The 17628-nt window shown below is 43.6% G+C and carries 14 protein-coding genes and 1 tRNA gene; 7 read left to right on the top strand and 8 right to left on the bottom strand.

The window, feature by feature from the left end; translation table 11 throughout:
* Positions 1–61: 61 nt before the first annotated feature.
* Complete coding sequence (locus BVU_RS13235; RefSeq protein WP_005844726.1) at positions 62–664, top strand: MarC family protein; 603 nt, start codon at positions 62–64, stop codon at positions 662–664.
* Between the two features lie 158 nt (positions 665–822).
* Here BVU_RS13235 and BVU_RS13240 read toward each other — a convergent pair whose 3' ends face one another.
* The 6 genes from BVU_RS13240 to BVU_RS13265 are packed head-to-tail and all read right to left on the bottom strand — an operon-like array spanning position 823 to position 5118.
* The gene (locus BVU_RS13240) at positions 823–1839 is read right to left on the bottom strand and encodes an FAD:protein FMN transferase (RefSeq protein WP_008669987.1); all 1017 of its coding nucleotides are present in this window, start codon (positions 1837–1839) and stop codon (positions 823–825) included.
* Positions 1840–1852: 13 nt separating this feature from the next.
* A complete protein-coding gene (locus BVU_RS13245) occupies positions 1853–2425 on the bottom strand; it encodes a manganese efflux pump MntP (RefSeq protein WP_011965660.1) in 573 nt (190 codons plus the stop codon).
* A 3-nt stretch (positions 2426–2428) separates the two neighbouring features.
* The gene (locus tag BVU_RS13250) at positions 2429–3130 is read right to left on the bottom strand and encodes a DUF6048 family protein (RefSeq protein WP_008669988.1); all 702 of its coding nucleotides are present in this window, start codon (positions 3128–3130) and stop codon (positions 2429–2431) included.
* Positions 3078–3626, bottom strand: coding sequence for a DUF6452 family protein (locus BVU_RS13255; RefSeq protein WP_005844744.1), 549 nt, complete (start codon positions 3624–3626; stop codon positions 3078–3080). The genes BVU_RS13250 and BVU_RS13255 overlap by 53 nt, the downstream gene beginning before the upstream one ends.
* 1 nt (position 3627) lies before the next feature.
* Positions 3628–4581 carry a glycosyltransferase family 2 protein gene (locus BVU_RS13260; protein WP_005844746.1) on the bottom strand — a complete coding sequence of 318 codons (954 nt, stop codon included), beginning with the start codon at positions 4579–4581 and terminating at the stop codon, positions 3628–3630.
* Between the two features lie 3 nt (positions 4582–4584).
* Positions 4585–5118: a DUF4199 domain-containing protein gene (locus BVU_RS13265; protein WP_005844749.1), complete on the bottom strand. Its 534-nt coding sequence runs from the start codon at positions 5116–5118 to the stop codon at positions 4585–4587.
* A 259-nt stretch (positions 5119–5377) separates the two neighbouring features.
* On the opposite strand from BVU_RS13265, the gene BVU_RS13270 reads away from it, so the two are divergent.
* Positions 5378–5451 (top strand) — tRNA-Thr (locus BVU_RS13270).
* Positions 5452–5561: 110 nt separating this feature from the next.
* Entirely contained in the window at positions 5562–7979 is a 2418-nt protein-coding gene (locus BVU_RS13275) for a helicase-related protein (protein WP_011965661.1), read from the top strand.
* An 823-nt stretch (positions 7980–8802) separates the two neighbouring features.
* On the opposite strand, the gene BVU_RS22375 is transcribed toward BVU_RS13275, so the two are convergent.
* On the bottom strand, positions 8803–8952 hold the full coding sequence (locus tag BVU_RS22375; RefSeq protein ID WP_155238293.1) for a hypothetical protein: 150 nt from the start codon (positions 8950–8952) through the stop codon (positions 8803–8805).
* Positions 8953–9176: 224 nt separating this feature from the next.
* Between BVU_RS22375 and BVU_RS13280 the strand changes: the two genes are divergently transcribed.
* Positions 9177–10745, top strand: coding sequence for an ATP-binding protein (locus BVU_RS13280; RefSeq protein ID WP_041174545.1), 1569 nt, complete (start codon positions 9177–9179; stop codon positions 10743–10745).
* A gap of 104 nt (positions 10746–10849) precedes the next feature.
* Here the strand turns inward: BVU_RS13280 and eno are convergent, their stop codons facing one another.
* Positions 10850–12145, bottom strand: a complete 1296-nt coding sequence (eno, locus tag BVU_RS13285; RefSeq protein WP_011965664.1) for a phosphopyruvate hydratase — start codon at positions 12143–12145, stop codon at positions 10850–10852.
* Positions 12146–12310: 165 nt separating this feature from the next.
* On the opposite strand from eno, the gene BVU_RS13290 reads away from it, so the two are divergent.
* The 3 genes from BVU_RS13290 to BVU_RS13300 all read left to right on the top strand — a co-directional run bounded on the left by BVU_RS13290 (position 12311) and on the right by BVU_RS13300 (position 17623).
* The gene (locus tag BVU_RS13290; protein ID WP_011965665.1) at positions 12311–14755 is read left to right on the top strand and encodes a glycoside hydrolase family 95 protein; all 2445 of its coding nucleotides are present in this window, start codon (positions 12311–12313) and stop codon (positions 14753–14755) included.
* Positions 14756–14803: 48 nt separating this feature from the next.
* A complete protein-coding gene (locus tag BVU_RS13295; RefSeq protein WP_011965666.1) occupies positions 14804–16003 on the top strand; it encodes a glycoside hydrolase family 88/105 protein in 1200 nt (399 codons plus the stop codon).
* Between the two features lie 150 nt (positions 16004–16153).
* Positions 16154–17623, top strand: a complete 1470-nt coding sequence (locus BVU_RS13300) for a glycoside hydrolase family 140 protein (protein ID WP_005848147.1) — start codon at positions 16154–16156, stop codon at positions 17621–17623.
* The last annotated feature ends 5 nt before the right edge of the window (positions 17624–17628 follow it).

Raw genomic sequence — 17628 nt, forward strand, 5'->3', positions numbered from 1 at the left:
AGAATACTTGCGGACTGTATAAAAAATAAATATATTTGCATTCAAAAAAAAGGAGGAGTTTATGTTTGGATCATTTGATTTTCAAGAATTTTTAAGTGCGTTTATTGTGCTTTTTGCTGTCATTGATATTATCGGATCTATTCCTATTATATTGAATCTTAAGCAGAAAGGGAGAAATGTCAATGCTAATAAAGCTACCGGCATTTCTTTTGCTTTATTGATAGGTTTCTTTTATGCAGGGGATATGATGCTGAAGTTATTTCAAGTTGATATTGCTTCGTTTGCCGTGGCGGGTGCTTTTGTTATTTTTCTCATGTCTTTGGAAATGATTCTGGATATCGAGATATTCAAGAATCAAGGTCCTATCAAGGAAGCGACTTTAGTCCCCTTGGTTTTTCCGTTATTGGCTGGTGCGGGAGCGTTTACTACGTTGCTTTCCCTACGTTCGGAGTATGCTCCTGTAAATATTGTTGTAGCCTTGATATTGAATATGGTTTGGGTTTATGTAGTGTTGAAGTTGACAGATCGCATCGAACGTTTCTTGGGGAAAGGTGGAATTTATGTTATTCGTAAGTTTTTTGGAATCATTTTGTTGGCAATATCAGCGCGTTTATTTACTGCTAATCTGACTTTATTGATAGAGCAGTTTCAGAAAGCTCAGTAATATGCTGTTTTTTTACAGATAATAATGTCGGAACTCACCATAGATATTTTATTGGAAACCAACTGCTTTGTGTTGAATGGATATTAATCTGTGGTGAGTTCCGGTATCATTCCATTTGAATGGTAGCTGTTTGATATTTTGATACGCTCCTTTGGTGTCTATTTCTCGTTGATGATGAATTTCTTCATTCCGTCTGTAAAATAAGTTTCATATTTATCTCCTTCGCCTGAGCAAATAAAATAAGCATCCAGTTCAGGATGTGCTTCACAAAATGCTTTGGCTGAGTCCAGTCCCATCACCATGAAAGCAGTGGCGTATGCATCGGCACTGGCGCAATCTTTTGCAATGACAGTGGATGACAGGATACTATGTTGTACTGGATATCCGGTGCGTGGGTCTATGGTATGTGCATATTTCTTTCCACCTTTGTAATAGAAATTACGATAATTCCCTGATGTTGCCATACCTACATCACTAATGGCAAGCACAGTCTGTAATTCCTGGTTTACTGACAAGGAGTCATCTACAGGTTTGTTTATGCCGATACGCCAAGCGTTCATTTTGGAATTTTTGCCTCTTACCACTACTTCACCGCCTATATCTACCATATAGTTTTTTATCCCTTTACGTTCCAATAGCCTTGCTACTGCATCTACTCCGAATCCCTTGGCTATAGCGCTGCAATCCAGCATTATACGAGGGTCTTTTTTCATAATCCGGTTGTTCTGTAAATCTATTTTTTGATATCCTATCATTTGGCGTAAGCTGTCCACTATCAGTGAATCCACTCCTGTAGATTTTTTGAATCCGAATCCCCATGCATTTACCAAAGGTGCGACGGTGATATCAAAGGCTCCATGGGTTTCATCGGATATTTTCTTTGAGAGATGGAATACATGTACGAAAAAACTGTCAACTTCCGTCTTTTCATTGTGGTTTACGCGGGTGATTACGGAATTCGGATTGAAAGGAGAGAGGGAGTTGTCCACTTTCTTCAGTTCAGTTTCTATTTCTTCTTTCAGATTATCTTCGGACTGGTAGGTGATTTTGTATACTGTACCGAATACAAAGCCTTCATCCGTACGGAAAGGGGCTTGCTTTTTTAGAATAATAATTGTTCCTATTATCAGAATTGCTAGAAACGGCAATTGCCATGCTAATTTTTTTTTATTCATACCTGTATTTTAGTTAAGAAAGAAATAAATGTTCTATTAAAATTTTAACGCCGATAATAATCAAAACCAAACCTCCCCATAATTCCATGCGCAGGTTGAAACGCTTGCCGCAAAATACACCTATCAGACTTCCTAATGTTGAGATAACAAAAGAGGTAAAGCCGATGATGACAATAGGAGAAAGAATAGAAGTGAAAGAGTTTATTCCTACAAAAGCAAATGATATACCGATGGCCAAAGCATCAATGCTGGTTGCTATAGCCAGCGTAACAACCACTTTTAATTTAGTGGGGTCGAAGCAGCGTTTGTCTTCATTGCTGAAGCTCTCTTTTATCATACGCCCTCCCCAAAAGGCCAATAACCCAAAAGCGATCCAATGGTCATAATCCTCTATCAGGTGACTGAATCGGCTGGCGGCAAACCAGCCGATAAGCGGCATGACAGCCTGGAAAAGGCCGAAGAAGAATGCCATAATAAAAAAAGTGCGCCAGCAAATGCGACGCATGATAATTCCGCTTGTTATGGAAACTGTGAAACAGTCCATAGCAAGACTGATGGCAAGGAGCCATATTTCTAAAGTTGTCATTGGTTAAAATGGTAATTTGTATATTAAACTGTATGTTACTCCTAAGTTAGTCGAGTTGTTTTTTCCAAAACCGGGAATATACCAAGGTTCGGTGTGTTCCGCCTTTTTTATGTTCATGCGTATACGGTAACGTAGTGACCATCCCATGTAGAAATTCTTGTACACATTTACCTTTATTCCAGCCAGCAGTTCTGCCCAGGTTACTGTGGTCTTAATTCCGTCATAACTGAAAGGAATTTCAGGAAATCCCCATGTAGGATCCTTCATTGTCGGAGCATCTACATCGTATGAAAAAGAGGTGAATCCGTAACGTATGCCTCCATATAGAAAACCAGGCAGATAGGGCTTCTTGAAAAAGAAGTTGTAGTTCATGCCTATGCGGAAATAAGGAGCTGAGGCTTTATAATGTATATTGGTACCGTCATCAGTAGTGTCGGTGGTTCCATATCCAATTTCAGCTACGGGGACATAACGGTTTTTCAAATTGACCTCCACGCTGATTTCTGTACTTGTAATGTCACCTCCAAAAATTTTGCTTCCCAGGCCAAATATATCTACACCGATAGTAGTTCCCTGATAGAAGGGTACCTTTTCTTCCTCTATGGTTGTTTTTTTTTCTTGTGCCGCCAGTGTGGGGCTGTACAACAGCATACTACTCAGTAGCGTTAACAACGTAATATATGTTGAAATTCTTTTTTTCTTCATTATTGATGTCCGAATTTACAATCTCGATAGATTTTAGGTTATAGGTGGTGTATTTAATGTCTTCCACTTTATAAAACATCATGGTGCCACATTCTATATTCTGCAAGTAGGGGATATTTTGGTGAATGAGTGTGATAGTGTCACGCATCTTTTCCGTATAATGCAATACGTAGGTAGTTTTTGATGTATAACTCAAAGGCAGGCTCATACTGCTTTCCGCTTTATTGAATATCGTGTCATTCATCAATGAGTCTTTTACTACGGTTTCCTTAATAGTTCCATCTTCCAGTGTGTCACGTACAATCACATCGGTGGTGATAAATCCAGTGACGTCAAAAGCCGGACTGAATTTTACAGCTTGGTGTGTCTCTGCATCCAGAAAGTCGAAATGGGCAAAGGAATTGGTGGTAAGCGGACAATCGCTTTCCCCACAGCTTTGCATCAAGGTGCTTACGGTAATCAGGAGCAATAAGATAATGGCTGGTAGTTTCTTCATTTTAAAACTCTTTCTCTATTTTATAATTATTGCGTTCAGGAGCATTCCGGGCTATCAATTCTCCTATGAATCCTGCCAGAAACAGTTGGGTCCCCAAAATCATCAAAGTTAGGGCCAGATAGAAGTAAGGAGAATCAGTAATTAATATATAAGGTAAACCATGTGACAAGGCATATAGTTTGTTCGCTCCGATGATAATGACGGAAATGAAACCAAGAATAAACATCAATGATCCCATAAACCCGAAGAAGTGCATCGGCTTGATACCGAATTTGGATAAAAACCACAGAGTAATGAGGTCTAGATAACCATTGAAGAAACGGTTTAATCCGCCGAATTTTGTTTTACCGAATTTTCGTGCCTGATGGTGTACTACCTTCTCGGCTATCTTAGGAAAACCTGCATTCTTTGCCAGATAGGGGATATAGCGGTGCATTTCACCGTATACTTCGATGTTCTTTACGACATCACGACGATAAGCTTTTAGTCCGCAGTTGAAGTCGTGCAGGTTCTTGATGCCTGAAACGGCACGTGCTGTGGCGTTGAATAGTTTGGTCGGAATGGTTTTTGATAACGGGTCATAGCGTTTTTGCTTGTATCCCGATACTAAGTCGTAGCCATCTTCTGTAATCATTCTGTATAATTCCGGTATTTCGTCCGGGCTGTCCTGCAAGTCGGCATCCATTGTAATCACCACATCACCTTGCGCCTTTTCAAAACCACAATACAAGGCAGGGGACTTGCCGTAGTTCCGGCGGAATTTGATACCTTTTACGTTGTCCGACTCCGAGCGTAGTTTCTCTATCACTTGCCAGGAGTGGTCGGTGCTGCCGTCATTGACAAAAATTACTTCATAGCTGAAGTGGTTGGCATCCATTACACGTTGAATCCATGCGAATAGTTCCGGCAAAGATTCTTCTTCGTTATACAAAGGAATAACTACAGATATATCCATCTTTTATTCATTTTTCTTTTTACGCATCACGATCAATGCCGTAGGGATGGCCATTAGCATCCCGTAAAACATATTTTGTGATATCAGTTGAAATGTCATTTCCAGCGGGGTAAGTCCCGACAGTAAATCTATCGCTTCTTCGAATTGGTTCAGTGAGGTTGTCAGTTCGGCTCCGGCAGTTTCTTTGAACTGGTTTAAAATGGAACGGTATGCCTCGAATACGAATCCGCCATCTATATAGCGGAAGTAGATGTAATGCACTACCGCTACAAATAGAGAGGCGAACATATACATAAAGGTAGTGAATAGAAACGCACGTGAAAAAGTGATGCTTCCGTCACAATGCCGTTCTCTGAACTTTTTGGCAAATATGTATCCTAAAAAGGGTACTCCTATAGTCAGGACTATAAAAAGTAATTGTAGGAAAGGTATTCTCAATCCTAACGGGAAGAGCATGAATTTGAAGGCCCATAAAAGACCCATGCCCGTACCATAGCGCATGGCGCATTCCTGCAAAGTCGGTTTATAATTCGTCATTCTTTATTAATAAGTGCACAAAAGTACTTCTTTTACGGGAATCCGTCCTATAGTTATGGGTGAAAAATGTATTTTTTCTGCTAAAATCAAAAAAAAGTATTCGAAAGTATTGTAGTTTTGAAAATAATGTCTACCTTTGCACTCGCAAAACAAAAATGGGTAAGTCCTATACGGCCAGCTCCTGATGAATCCTCCAGGGCTTGATCGCAGCAAAGGTAGTTGGTTGTAGCGGCGCGATATAGTAAGCTTACCCACCCCCGCCTCTTTAGCTCAGTTGGCCAGAGCACGTGATTTGTAATCTCGGGGTCGTTGGTTCGAATCCGACAAGAGGCTCGGAAAAGCGAGAAGGACGAAGAAATCTTCATTCTTCTCGCTTTTTTTATTATATTTGCGCTGATATTAGTTTTAAGGTTGGTACAACCGTTATTTAAGAGTTCTTTTTTATGATAGAGTCACAGATTGTGGCAAGAGTATTGCCGTCTAAATGCCGTGAAGCGGTAAAGGTCCTTTTGCAGGAAGTGTACGGATATGAAGATTTCCGTAATTTAGAAGTTTATGATGACTTGTTCAAAGGTAAGGAAAAATTGCAATTGTCTCAAGGGCAATTAATTGAGGAGGTCATCATGGAAGCCGAAAAAGGGATCAAGGGTGACTCGTCTGCTCATAATTTGCTCCTGACAGCTCCGACCGGAGCCGGAAAATCATTGTTGTTTCAGCTCCCTGCCATTTATCTGGGTAATGAATATAAGCTTCTTACTCTTGTGGTTTCTCCGCTGAAAGCATTGATAGTGGACCAGGTTGAGGCGTTGCAGGAGTTAGGCTATGAACGTGTGGCGTATGCTTCGTCCGATCTTTCACCTGAACAAAAGAACGAAGTATATCGTCGTGTCCGTGAAGGGGAGGTTGATCTTTTTTATCTTTCCCCTGAATTATTGTTGGCGTATGATATCAGTTATTTTGTAGGTGAACGCCGCATCGGACTGGTAGTGGTTGACGAGGCTCATACCGTGACCACTTGGGGTAAAGAGTTCCGGGTGGATTATTGGTTTCTAGGGCGTCATTTGGAAGCTTTAAAGAATGCGTTGGGGTATGTATTCCCTGTTTTTGCATTGACGGCCACTGCTGTGTGGAATCCCGAAGGCGGGAACGATATGATTTTTGATACCATCCGGTCGTTGCATCTTGCTCCGTGTGCCTTGTATGTGGGCACGGTGAAGCGTGAAAATATCGGCTTTGACATTACCGCCATGACCATAGAGGAGGGGGAAACCTACGATAAGGCCAAGCAACGTACTGTTGCCGCCCGGGTGGAGGATTTTCTGGACGGGCATAAGACTATCATTTATTATCCTTTTGCCGGAGGTATAGATATGAAACTGAAGACCTGGGTGTATCCGGCTAACTGGCATTGGGTGGCATCTTATTATGGTAAAAAGGATAAAGAGCAAAAAGCCGAAATTATACAAGCTTTTAAGGAGGGTGAGAAAAAGATAATCGTTGCTACGAAAGCTTTCGGTATGGGGGTGGATATCAGTGATATTGACCGTGTGTATCATGTGGCTCCATCCAGCACCTTTGTCGATTATATTCAGGAGATTGGCCGTGCTGCCCGTGATAAGAACATTACGGGTGTGGCGGTGACGGATTTTAATGAGCGCGACTTTTATTATATGAAACGCCTGCATTCTGCGGGTGCCATCTCCCAGGAACAGTTGGGGATGATTCTGAAGAAAGTTTGGGAAATATATCTGATGAAAGGCTGTAGTGATGAAATGCAGATGTCTTTATCCGATTTTGAATTTGCAGTGAAGTTGCCTCGTAAAAAGAACAAGCTGGAATATGAATCGGATTTGGAGCAAGTCGTCAAAACGGCTTTGTTATGGATAGAAGAGGATTTGAGTTTCCGGCATGGCGGTTCTCCTGTTGAAATCAATTCACAGACGTTGTTTTCCGATGGCTATGTGCAGGAAAAGACGGGTGATGCCGCTTTCCGTAAAAAATACAAGCAGTACATGGTTCCCGTGAAAGGGGTTGAAGGAGTCTATAAGGTGGCTTTTGAATCTTTGTGGGAGAATTGTTTCTCGGAGATGGGATACCGTGAGTTTAAGCGCGATTTATACAATGGAAATCTCTTTGAGGGAGTTCGTGCGGCAGCTGTGGGTAAGCATGATGTCTTGTTAAAAGAGAGTGCGGCGGATATCTGCTCCAAGCTGGCAAGTCTCTTGAAGAGTTTGAAAGATTTGTTGACGGTGAGTCTGTATGGTAATAAAGGAAAGTTCGAGGAGGACGATTTGCGTAGTATTTTTGCGGCGTATGATATGGATGTTCCTTCTGCCAAGCGTTTTATCACTTCGTTACTGGAGTCCAGGGTAGAGGAGGGCAGAAGTGTGAGTTACATCACCAGTGCCAAGAAGAAAGATGAAGACAAACTGATGTTTACCGTTACCCGTGGTTTTGATTTGTTGCTTTCCCGTTACCAGAAGTTGTGTGCCCAGCGTATCACAGGAAAGAAAGGAGACCGGCTGTTGTTCTATGTCACTCCGTTCTCCGATCTCAATATGTTGCTCAACTTGTTGTCTATGCTCAATGTGGTGGACTTTACCGTAGAGGGGGGTGTTCCTTCTGTTGGAGTACGTGTCCGTGATGCAGAGATATTGAAAAAGGAAGCTGCTTCGGGGGACTATCAGAACCATGTGCTGGAGAATAATGAGAAAATATTCCAGGAACAGATAGAGTTGTTCCGGCTGTTCTTTGGCAATACAAAACTGAGCGATGAGCAGCGATGGGAGTTTATAGAGGATTATTTTACGGGGATGAGTTTGGAGGGATTGAAAGAAAAATATTCTTGTGTTGTGGAATGACAGCTGTAAGGGCTGTATAATATAACTCGTTGGCGAAATTAATTTTGCCTTGTATGATTTCACGTTAGTATATGAGGTTGTGCCAACGTTTTGACACAACCTCTACTTGATAGCCGACAGTATGGGCATTAAATTCACTTGAAATGAATTTGTTTTCCAACTTTTATTGTTAATGCGAAGAGAACGACTTTGACGAATGCTACTCTTTATTTGGCTGGTACGCGCAAAGTCACGGAAGTTGGAATCAGCCTCTTGTCGGCAACCATGACGGTGGAGGAACGGGAAGACAATGTTGTGATAATTGATCATCGTTTTTGTTTTTAAAGGGTTGTTATTATCAGAAAAGTGTCAGGAAGGAACAAGGCGCACACTGCTGCGGCGTCCGGTGAAACTTGGTACAAGATCCGCGGAATCTTGTACCAGGATTTTTGTAATCTTGTGCCGGGGTGCGGCTGGTTCCTTCTGACACTGCAAAGATAACTTCACGTCCGTGCGGCGTGACCCCTTCCGACCCCTTTTGACCCCTTGGCGGATTGCGGGGGGAATCATGGCTCTCCAAGTGGAGGCAGACTAGTTGCAACTGGCAGCGGGGACACGGGGACAGTGGGGACAGCCCCTTTTTTTCTCACACACACGTGCGCGCGTATAAAGCCGGGGTCAGCTCTTGTGATACGTTCCCCCTACCGTCCACACTCATCGGACCCCTTGCTTGGTGAACCGTTTGGGCCGCCTTTTCCTGGTGGTAGGTTTTCATCGCCTTTTTCACCTCGGTGCGTATACGAAGGTCTGCATGCAGGGGGCCTCCCAGGAGCAGTGTGTTGTGTTATTTGGTTTTTTTACTGTAAGAGATGATTTTCTCTAGCAGCTCCGGCCATATGTCATCCTGTGGAAAGGCAGGCAGGGGGAAATAAGGTTCGGAGCCTTCGGTGAGTTGTTCTTCCTCTTTGGTGTCATTGGGAAACTCATTTTCCACCTTATTGTATCGCGCGCACGTGTGTGAGAAAAAAAGGGGCTGTCCGTGCTGTCCCCACTGTCCCTGCCTTGTAAGAATCGGTGGAACTGAATAACGGAAAATATTTTTCAGGAGGACTTGTCTTTAAAATTCACTTGAAATGAATTTGTTTTCCCACTTTTATTGTTAATGCGAAGAGAAGTCGTTATCTTCGCATTAACAATCCATTTAAGAAAAAGAGAATGATGAAATATCCCATTGGCATACAGAGTTTTGATCAAATAATAGAAGGTAATTGGGTCTATGTGGATAAGACCAATTTGGTTTATCGTTTGGTAACGACGACCAAAACTTGTTTTCTTAGCCGTCCCCGTCGTTTTGGGAAGAGCTTGTTGGTAAGCACGTTGGATGCCTATTTCAAGGGGCGCAAGGAACTTTTTGACGGCTTGATGATAGCGAAGTTGGAGAAAGACTGGCATCAGTATCCTGTGTTCAAGATAGATTTCAACGGTGTTAACTTTACGGAAAAAGGAAACTTGGAAGCTACCATAGAATATTATCTTGCCAACTGGGAGAAAATCTACGGAGAAACTCCCCGTGAGGTTCCTATGGGGAAGCGGTTCGAACAAATACTTTCTCTAGCCTATCAGCAAACGGGGCGTCGTGCCGTGGTGCTGGTAGATGAATATGACAAGCCTATTCTCGATGCATTGGATACTCCTCTGGAAGATGCCAACCGCGAAATCTTGAAAGCTTTCTATTCCACCTTCAAAGGGGCTGATGAATACTTGAGGTTTGTGTTGCTTACGGGAGTGACAAAATTTTCGCAAGTCAGTGTGTTCAGCGGGTTCAACCAGCCTAAAGATATAAGTATGGATAATCATTATGAAGCATTGTGTGGTGTGACTCAGGTGGAATTGGAACATTATTTTGCAGAACCTATTGCAAATTTGGCTGAAAAGTTCAATTATACAGTGGAGGAAATGAAAGACGTACTCAAAATGCAATACGATGGCTATCATTTTGGCAGCGGCTTGCTTGGTGTCTATAATCCTTTCAGCCTGCTCAATGCTTTTGATATGAACGATATCCGCGACTATTGGTTTGCATCAGGTACTCCTACTTATTTGATCAAACTTCTGCGGCATAACCACGAGCAGATGGATGAATTGACCGGGCGTTACTATGATCCTTCGATGTTTGTCGATTATAAGGCCGATGTGGAAAAACCGCTGCCTATGATTTATCAAAGCGGCTATCTGACGATCAAGGAATACGACTCCCGGAGAAACCGTTACCTGTTGGACTTTCCAAATAATGAGGTGAAAAAGGGATTTCTGACCATGGTGGCAGCCAATTATTTCAAACCCCAAGAGTTTGAAGTTTCCAACTGGATTGTAGATGCCGTCATTTTACTTGAGGAAGGGGAAACTACGGCTTTTTGTTCAGCTTTAACTTCTTTCCTTGCGGATATACCTTATGATTCTCATGGCTCGATAAAGACGGTTGAAGCGACAGAAAAACATTTTCAATATACTTTCTATCTGATTCTCCGTTTGCTTGGGGTATATTGCCAGTTGCATGTGGAGAAAACTCAGTCAAGAGGAAGAGTGGACTGTGTATTGGAAACAAAGGATTATGTATATATATTTGAGTTTAAACTGGATGGTACGGCTGCTGAAGCCTTGCAGCAGATAGAGGACAAAGGATATGCTACACCTTATCAGACAGACACGCGCAAAGTCACGGCTATTGGTGTCAGTTTTTCATCGGAAACCATGACGGTGGAGGAATGGGAGGAAAAAACGTTGTAGCCCAGTTGAGATTAAATAATAGTGCAAAAGTAATGCCTCAAGCCGGAATCATCACGATCCCTCTTGAGGCAGTCTTCATTTATGGAATTGGGGATATAAACCGCTTACGCTTTAAAATTGCGTGCTATTTTTTTATATCCATATACGGCACGGTTACCCAATTCTTCTTCAATGCGGAGCAACTGGTTGTATTTTGCCATACGGTCGCTACGGCTCAGTGAACCGGTTTTAATCTGTCCGCTATTGGTGGCTACGGCGATATCTGCAATGGTAGCATCTTCCGTTTCACCGGAGCGGTGGCTGGTCACAGTGGTGTAGCCGTTACGTTGGGCCATTTCGATAGCATCCAGAGTTTCAGTCAGCGAACCGATCTGGTTTACTTTTATCAGGATAGAGTTTGCACAACCTTCACTGATTCCTTTTTCCAGGAACTTCACATTGGTAACGAACAAGTCATCACCTACCAGCTGGCAACGGTTGCCCAGACGCTCGGTCAGCATGCGCCATCCTTCCCAGTCGTTTTCTGCCATACCATCCTCTATCGAATCAATGGGGTAGTCCCAACTCAATTTTTCCAGATAGGCAACCTGTTCGGCGGCACTGCGCTTTTCCCCTTTGGGGCCTTCAAACTTGGTATAGTCATAGATGCCGTCATGATAAAATTCGGAAGAAGCACAATCCAGACCGATGGTGATATGTTTGAACGGTTCATATCCGGCAGCTTCAATAGCGGCAAGGATACAATTCAAAGCATCTTCGGTGCCATCCAGTGCAGGGGCAAAACCGCCTTCATCTCCTACGGCTGTGCTTAGTCCGCGTTTTTTCAGCACCTCTTTCAAAGCATGGAATACTTCTGCGCCCATCCGTAAGGCCTCACGGAATGTCTTTGCGCCGACAGGACGAATCATGAATTCTTGAAAAGCGATAGGAGCGTCGCTATGCGAGCCTCCGTTAATGATGTTCATCATCGGGACGGGCATGACATAGGTATTTGTTCCGCCGATGTATCTGTAAAGAGGGATATCCAGATAGTTGGCGGCAGCTTTTGCCACAGCCAGGGATACGCCCAAAATAGCATTTGCGCCCAGTTTTGATTTAGTTGGGGTTCCATCCAGATCAAGCATGGCTTTGTCAATGCCACGTTGGTCCATAGAGTCCATTCCTTTCAATGCCGGAGCGATAAGGGTATTTATATTTTCTACAGCTTTTAATACGCCTTTGCCCCCGTAACGGGTCTTGTCACCGTCACGTAGCTCCAATGCCTCATGTTCACCGGTTGACGCACCCGATGGGACAGAGGCACGGCCCATAATCCCTGATTCCAATATCACATCCACTTCCACAGTGGGGTTACCACGTGAATCCAAAATCTCTCTTCCTTTAATCTCTGCTATTTTCATATAATTCTAATTTTATAAGATGGTTTTATTTTAATAACAATAGAGAAGCCGGATTTGTTGAGGTGCCAGGGAAAGTTTTTTCATGATATTTACTTTTTTATTTCTTTCCACAGAGTACATCCGTCTTCTTTTTTCGTCTCCCTTTAATAAAAGCTAGAGATCAATATGAAAATAAAATGGATAGTGGGGGGGCTGTTATGGGCAAGTTCTTACTTGCAGGCTGCCGCACAGGAATATAAACTGTGGTATGACGAACCCGCTCAGGTTTGGACTGAAGCGCTTCCGCTGGGTAACGGGCGGTTGGGAGCGATGGTATTCGGCAATCCCGGTGTGGAGCATATCCAGTTGAACGAAGAAACTATTTGGGCAGGACGTCCCAATAATAATGCTAATCCCGATGCGTTGGAATATATTCCCAAAGTGCGCCGGTTGGTGTTCGAGGGAAAATATCTTGAAGCACAAACGTTGGCTACCGAGAAAGTAATGGCGAAGACCAATAGCGGTATGCCCTATCAATCGTTTGGCGATCTGCATATTTCTTTTCCGGGGCATACACGTTATTCCGATTACTATAGGGAACTGAGCCTGGATTCAGCTCGTACCATCGTGCGTTATAAGGTGGACGGGGTGACTTATCAGCGTGAAACACTGACGTCGTTTGCCGATCAGGTAGTTATGGTGCGTCTTACTGCCAGCCAACCCGGAAAGATTACTTGTAACGCCAATCTTACTACTCCGCATCAGGATGTGATGGTTGCGACGGAAGGGGAGGAGGTTACCCTTTCGGGCGTATCTTCCTGGCATGAAGGACTCAAAGGGAAGGTTGAATTTCAGGGACGTATGACTGCACGTACTCAGGGAGGAACCCGGTCTTGTCGTGACGGAGTCTTGAGTATAGAAGGGGCGGACGAGGCTGTGATTTATATTTCCATTGCTACCAACTTTACTAATTACAAGGATATAACAGGTAACCAAGTGGAGCGTGCGAAGAACTATCTGCGCCGGGCTGTAAGTAAAGATTATATGACATCACGTAAGGCACACGTCGATTTTTTCAAGCAATATATGGACCGTGTCTCTTTGGATTTAGGCATAGACAAATATGCAGGGGTAACCACTGATATGCGTGTACAGAATTTCAAGGAAACGAAGGATGATTTTCTGGTGGCCACTTATTTCCGTTTCGGCCGCTATCTGTTGATTTGTTCTTCACAGCCGGGTGGGCAGCCTGCTAATTTGCAAGGCATTTGGAATGATAAATTATTTCCTTCCTGGGATAGTAAATACACGTGTAATATCAATGTTGAAATGAACTATTGGCCGGCCGAAGTGACGAATCTCAGCGAATTGCACGAGCCTTTGATACAACTGATCCGTGAAGTGAGTGAAACAGGGCGTGAGTCGGCCAAGATTATGTATGGGGCGGATGGCTGGGTATTGCATCACAATACGGATATATGGCGTGTTACCGGAGCTATAGACAAGGCTCCGTCGGGATTATGGCCTACGGGTGGAGCCTGGCTGTGCCGTCATTTGTGGGAACGTTATCTTTATACAGGCGATATGGAGTTTCTCCGTTCGGCTTATCCTATCATGAAAGAAGCCGGTAAGTTTTTTGATGAAATCATGGTGAAGGAACCGTTACATAACTGGTTGGTGGTATGCCCGAGCAATTCTCCGGAGAATACTCATGCGGGCAGTAACGGGAAAGCGACTACGGCTGCCGGGTGTACTTTGGATAACCAGCTGATATTCGATTTGTGGAATCAGATAATCACGACCGCCCGTCTGTTGGGTACGGATGCTGAATTTGCCACCCGTTTGGAACAGCGTTTAAAGGAAATGGCGCCCATGCAGATAGGACGTTGGGGGCAATTGCAGGAATGGATGATGGATTGGGACAATCCGCAGGATGTGCACCGTCATGTGTCACACCTTTATGGTTTGTTCCCCGGTAATCAGATTTCTCCTTACCGTACTCCCGAATTGTTTGATGCGGCACGTACTTCGCTGATTCATCGTGGCGATCCGTCTACCGGATGGAGTATGGGATGGAAGGTATGTTTGTGGGCCCGTCTGTTGGATGGTGACCATGCTTATAAACTGATAACCGATCAGTTGACTCTCGTACGTAACGAGAAGAAAAAAGGAGGAACTTATCCTAATTTGTTTGATGCCCATCCACCTTTTCAGATTGACGGTAATTTTGGTTGTACGGCGGGTATCGTAGAAATGCTGATGCAGAGCCACGATGGTTTTATTTATTTACTTCCCGCATTGCCGGCGCAATGGAAAGAGGGAAGCGTGAGCGGGATTATAGCTCGTGGAGGTTTTGAATTGGATTTGAGTTGGAAGAATGGTAAAGTGAGCCGGTTGGTGGTGAAATCCCGTAATGGGGGAAACTGTCGTTTGCGTTCTTTAAATCCGCTGGCAGGCAAAGGGCTGAGAAAGGCAAAAGGAGAGAATCCGAATAAATTGTATGCCATACCCGAAATCTTACAGCCGATTATAAATAAAGAAGCGAAATTGAATAAAGTTGAGTTGAAAAAAACTTATCTTTATGATCTGGAAACCAAAGCAGGTGAAGAGTATATATTCTTAGGTAAGTGATGATTCTTGCATTGATTGTAAGGATGAAAAATAGTAAAAAGAAGAAATATGAAAAGAACAGGATTAAACATTATTTGCTCATTGTTGCTGGCAGGTGGAATGTGTGCATGTACTGCCACTCCTAAACAGACCGAAGAAATCAAATGGAGCGAACGTATGGCTCAGTCGGAAATGCAACGTTTCCCTGAGCCTTGGATGATAGAAAAAGCGAAAAAGCCTCGTTGGGGCTATACGCACGGACTGGTGGTGAAATCCATGTTGGAGGAATGGAAACATACCGGTGACACTGCCTATTATAATTATGCAAAAATATATGCAGACAGTCTGATAGACACCGACGGTAAGATAAAGACCATGAAATATCTTTCTTTTAATATTGATAATATCAATGCCGGAAAGATTTTATTCGATTTTTATGAAAAGACGGGAGACGGGCGTTATAAGGTGGCGATGGATACTCTTCGCAAACAACTGGCCGAACAGCCCCGTACCAGTGAAGGCGGTTTCTGGCACAAACTGATATATCCGCACCAGATGTGGCTGGATGGTATATTCATGGCTTCTCCTTATCTGGCTCAATATGGTAACGTATTCAAGGATACTACGGTCAATGCCGATATTGTGAATCAAATAAAGCTGATTGCCCGTAAAACGCATGATCCTAAAACCGGTTTGTTCTATCATGGCTGGGATGAGAGCAAGACACAAAATTGGGCAAATAAGGAAACCGGGTGCTCACCCAACTTCTGGAGCCGCAGTATAGGCTGGTATGCCGCTGCCGTGGTGGATGTATTGGATTATATGCCGGCGCAGTTCGAAGGACGCGACAGCATTATGACGATTATAAATACGTTGGCCGAAGGCATTGTAAAATACCAGGAGCCTGAAACAGGGGTATGGTGGCAGGTGACTGACCAGAATAACCGTAAAGGAAATTATCTGGAATCCTCCGCTTCATCGCTTTTTGTCTATTTCTTGTGTAAAGCGGTGAATAAAGGATATATCCCCGTGGAGTACAAGGCGGCCGCAGAGCGTGGTTTTAATGGCCTGATCAAACAATTCATTAAAGAAGAGCCTGATGGTTCATACACTATTACCAACTGTTGTGCTGTTGCAGGATTAGGCGGTAAAGGAAACCGGGATGGAAGTTTTGCTTATTACATAGGTGAGCCGGTGATAGAGAACGATCCGAAATCAGTAGGTTCCTTTATTTTGGCAGCTATTGAATATGAGAAAATGAAGCAGTAGGAATAATCTGAAAAAGATGAGGACATTTGTCAAAAAGGTCTTCATCTTTTCCGTAAACATAAGGACCTTTTTTAAACACCTTGTTGTTTTGATAAAAGCTCTTGTTGGGAGATTGTCAATTAATTAATAAACGAATTTGAAAATACAATGATGAACAGACACGCATTACTTTCCTTATTGGCTTTATTGCTATGTTGCTCTACTTCGTTGCCGGCGCAGAAAGCGAAAACGTATATTCCCTGGAAGAACGGCAAACTGGTGGTGTCCGAGGAGGGACGCTACCTGAAGCATGAAAATGGAGTACCTTTCTTCTGGTTGGGTGAAACCGGATGGCTGATGCCGCAACGTTTGAATCGTGACGAGGTTTCTTACTATCTGAATAAGTGCAAGGATGCCGGATATAACATGGTGCAGGTGCAGGTATTGAACGGTGTGCCTTCCATGAATATTTACGGCCAGTATTCCATGACAGACGGTTTTAATTTCAAAGATATCAACCGCAAAGGGATTTATGGATATTGGGACCACATGGACTATATTATTAAAAGTGCCGCTTCACGGGGTATCTATATAGGGATGGTATGTATTTGGGGAACTCCCGTGGAACAAGGGCTGATGAATGAAAAAGAAGCCGTGGCATACGGTAAGTTTCTTGCAGAACGTTACAAGGATGAGCCGAATATTATTTGGATGATAGGAGGGGATATCCGCGGTGATAATAAGACGGAGGTATGGGATGCGTTGGCAAACAGTATCCGCAGCATAGACAAAGGTCATCTGATGACTTTCCATCCGCGTGGACGTACTACGTCGGCTACTTGGTTTAATGACCGCGAATGGCTGGATTTCAATATGTTCCAAAGCGGACACCGTCGTTACGGGCAGCGTAACGGTGATGGTGACTATCCTATCGAAGAGAATACGGAAGAGGATAACTGGCGTTTTGTGGAAGCCAGTCAGGCAAAGACTCCGTTGAAACCGGTGATTGATGACGAACCTATTTATGAAGACATTCCACAGGGGCTGCATGATCCCAATGAAACCCGTTGGAATCAGCACGATGTGCGTCGTTATGCCTATTGGTCGGTATTTGCCGGATCATTCGGGCACTCATACGGTCATAATGATATCATGCAATTTATCCGTCCCGGATATGGAGCCTCTTTCGGCGCCGACGGACGTAAGAAAGCATGGTGGGATGCTTTGGAAGACCCCGGTTTCAATCAGATGAAATATCTGAAGAACTTGATGCTGACTTTTCCTTTCTTTGAACGTGTACCCGATCAGAGTGTCATTGCAGGAACTAACGGCGAACGCTATGACCGTGCCATCGCTACCCGTGGAAATGACTATTTGCTGGTTTACAATTACTCAGGACGTCCTATGCAGATCGATTTGAGCAAAATCAGCGGTGCGAAAAAGAATGCATGGTGGTATAGCGCGAAGGACGGTAAGTTGGAATATATCGGTGAGTTTGACAGTAAAGTCACTTCTTTCCAGCATGATAGCGGTTATCTGAGCGGCAATGATCAGGTTCTGATTGTTGTGGATTCTGCGAAGGATTATGTGCAGAAAGCTTGGACAGCCTTGCCGGATGCCATACAGAAATGGAATAAGTAAGAAAT

It is taken from the genome of Phocaeicola vulgatus ATCC 8482 (genome assembly GCF_000012825.1).
GTDB lineage: Bacteria > Bacteroidota > Bacteroidia > Bacteroidales > Bacteroidaceae > Phocaeicola > Phocaeicola vulgatus.

Excerpts from the sequence above, each read along its gene's own strand:
- BVU_RS13235 (WP_005844726.1), top strand. The coding sequence starts at position 62 with ATGTTTGGATCATTTGATTTTCAAGAATTTTTAAGTGCGTTTATTGTG.
- BVU_RS13240 (WP_008669987.1), bottom strand. The coding sequence starts at position 1,839 with ATGAATAAAAAAAAATTAGCATGGCAATTGCCGTTTCTAGCAATTCTG.
- BVU_RS13245 (WP_011965660.1), bottom strand. The coding sequence starts at position 2,425 with ATGACAACTTTAGAAATATGGCTCCTTGCCATCAGTCTTGCTATGGAC.
- BVU_RS13250 (WP_008669988.1), bottom strand. The coding sequence starts at position 3,130 with ATGAAGAAAAAAAGAATTTCAACATATATTACGTTGTTAACGCTACTG.
- BVU_RS13255 (WP_005844744.1), bottom strand. The coding sequence starts at position 3,626 with ATGAAGAAACTACCAGCCATTATCTTATTGCTCCTGATTACCGTAAGC.
- BVU_RS13260 (WP_005844746.1), bottom strand. The coding sequence starts at position 4,581 with ATGGATATATCTGTAGTTATTCCTTTGTATAACGAAGAAGAATCTTTG.
- BVU_RS13265 (WP_005844749.1), bottom strand. The coding sequence starts at position 5,118 with ATGACGAATTATAAACCGACTTTGCAGGAATGCGCCATGCGCTATGGT.
- BVU_RS13275 (WP_011965661.1), top strand. The coding sequence starts at position 5,562 with ATGATAGAGTCACAGATTGTGGCAAGAGTATTGCCGTCTAAATGCCGT.
- BVU_RS13280 (WP_041174545.1), top strand. The coding sequence starts at position 9,177 with ATGAAATATCCCATTGGCATACAGAGTTTTGATCAAATAATAGAAGGT.
- eno (WP_011965664.1), bottom strand. The coding sequence starts at position 12,145 with ATGAAAATAGCAGAGATTAAAGGAAGAGAGATTTTGGATTCACGTGGT.
- BVU_RS13290 (WP_011965665.1), top strand. The coding sequence starts at position 12,311 with ATGAAAATAAAATGGATAGTGGGGGGGCTGTTATGGGCAAGTTCTTAC.
- BVU_RS13295 (WP_011965666.1), top strand. The coding sequence starts at position 14,804 with ATGAAAAGAACAGGATTAAACATTATTTGCTCATTGTTGCTGGCAGGT.
- BVU_RS13300 (WP_005848147.1), top strand. The coding sequence starts at position 16,154 with ATGAACAGACACGCATTACTTTCCTTATTGGCTTTATTGCTATGTTGC.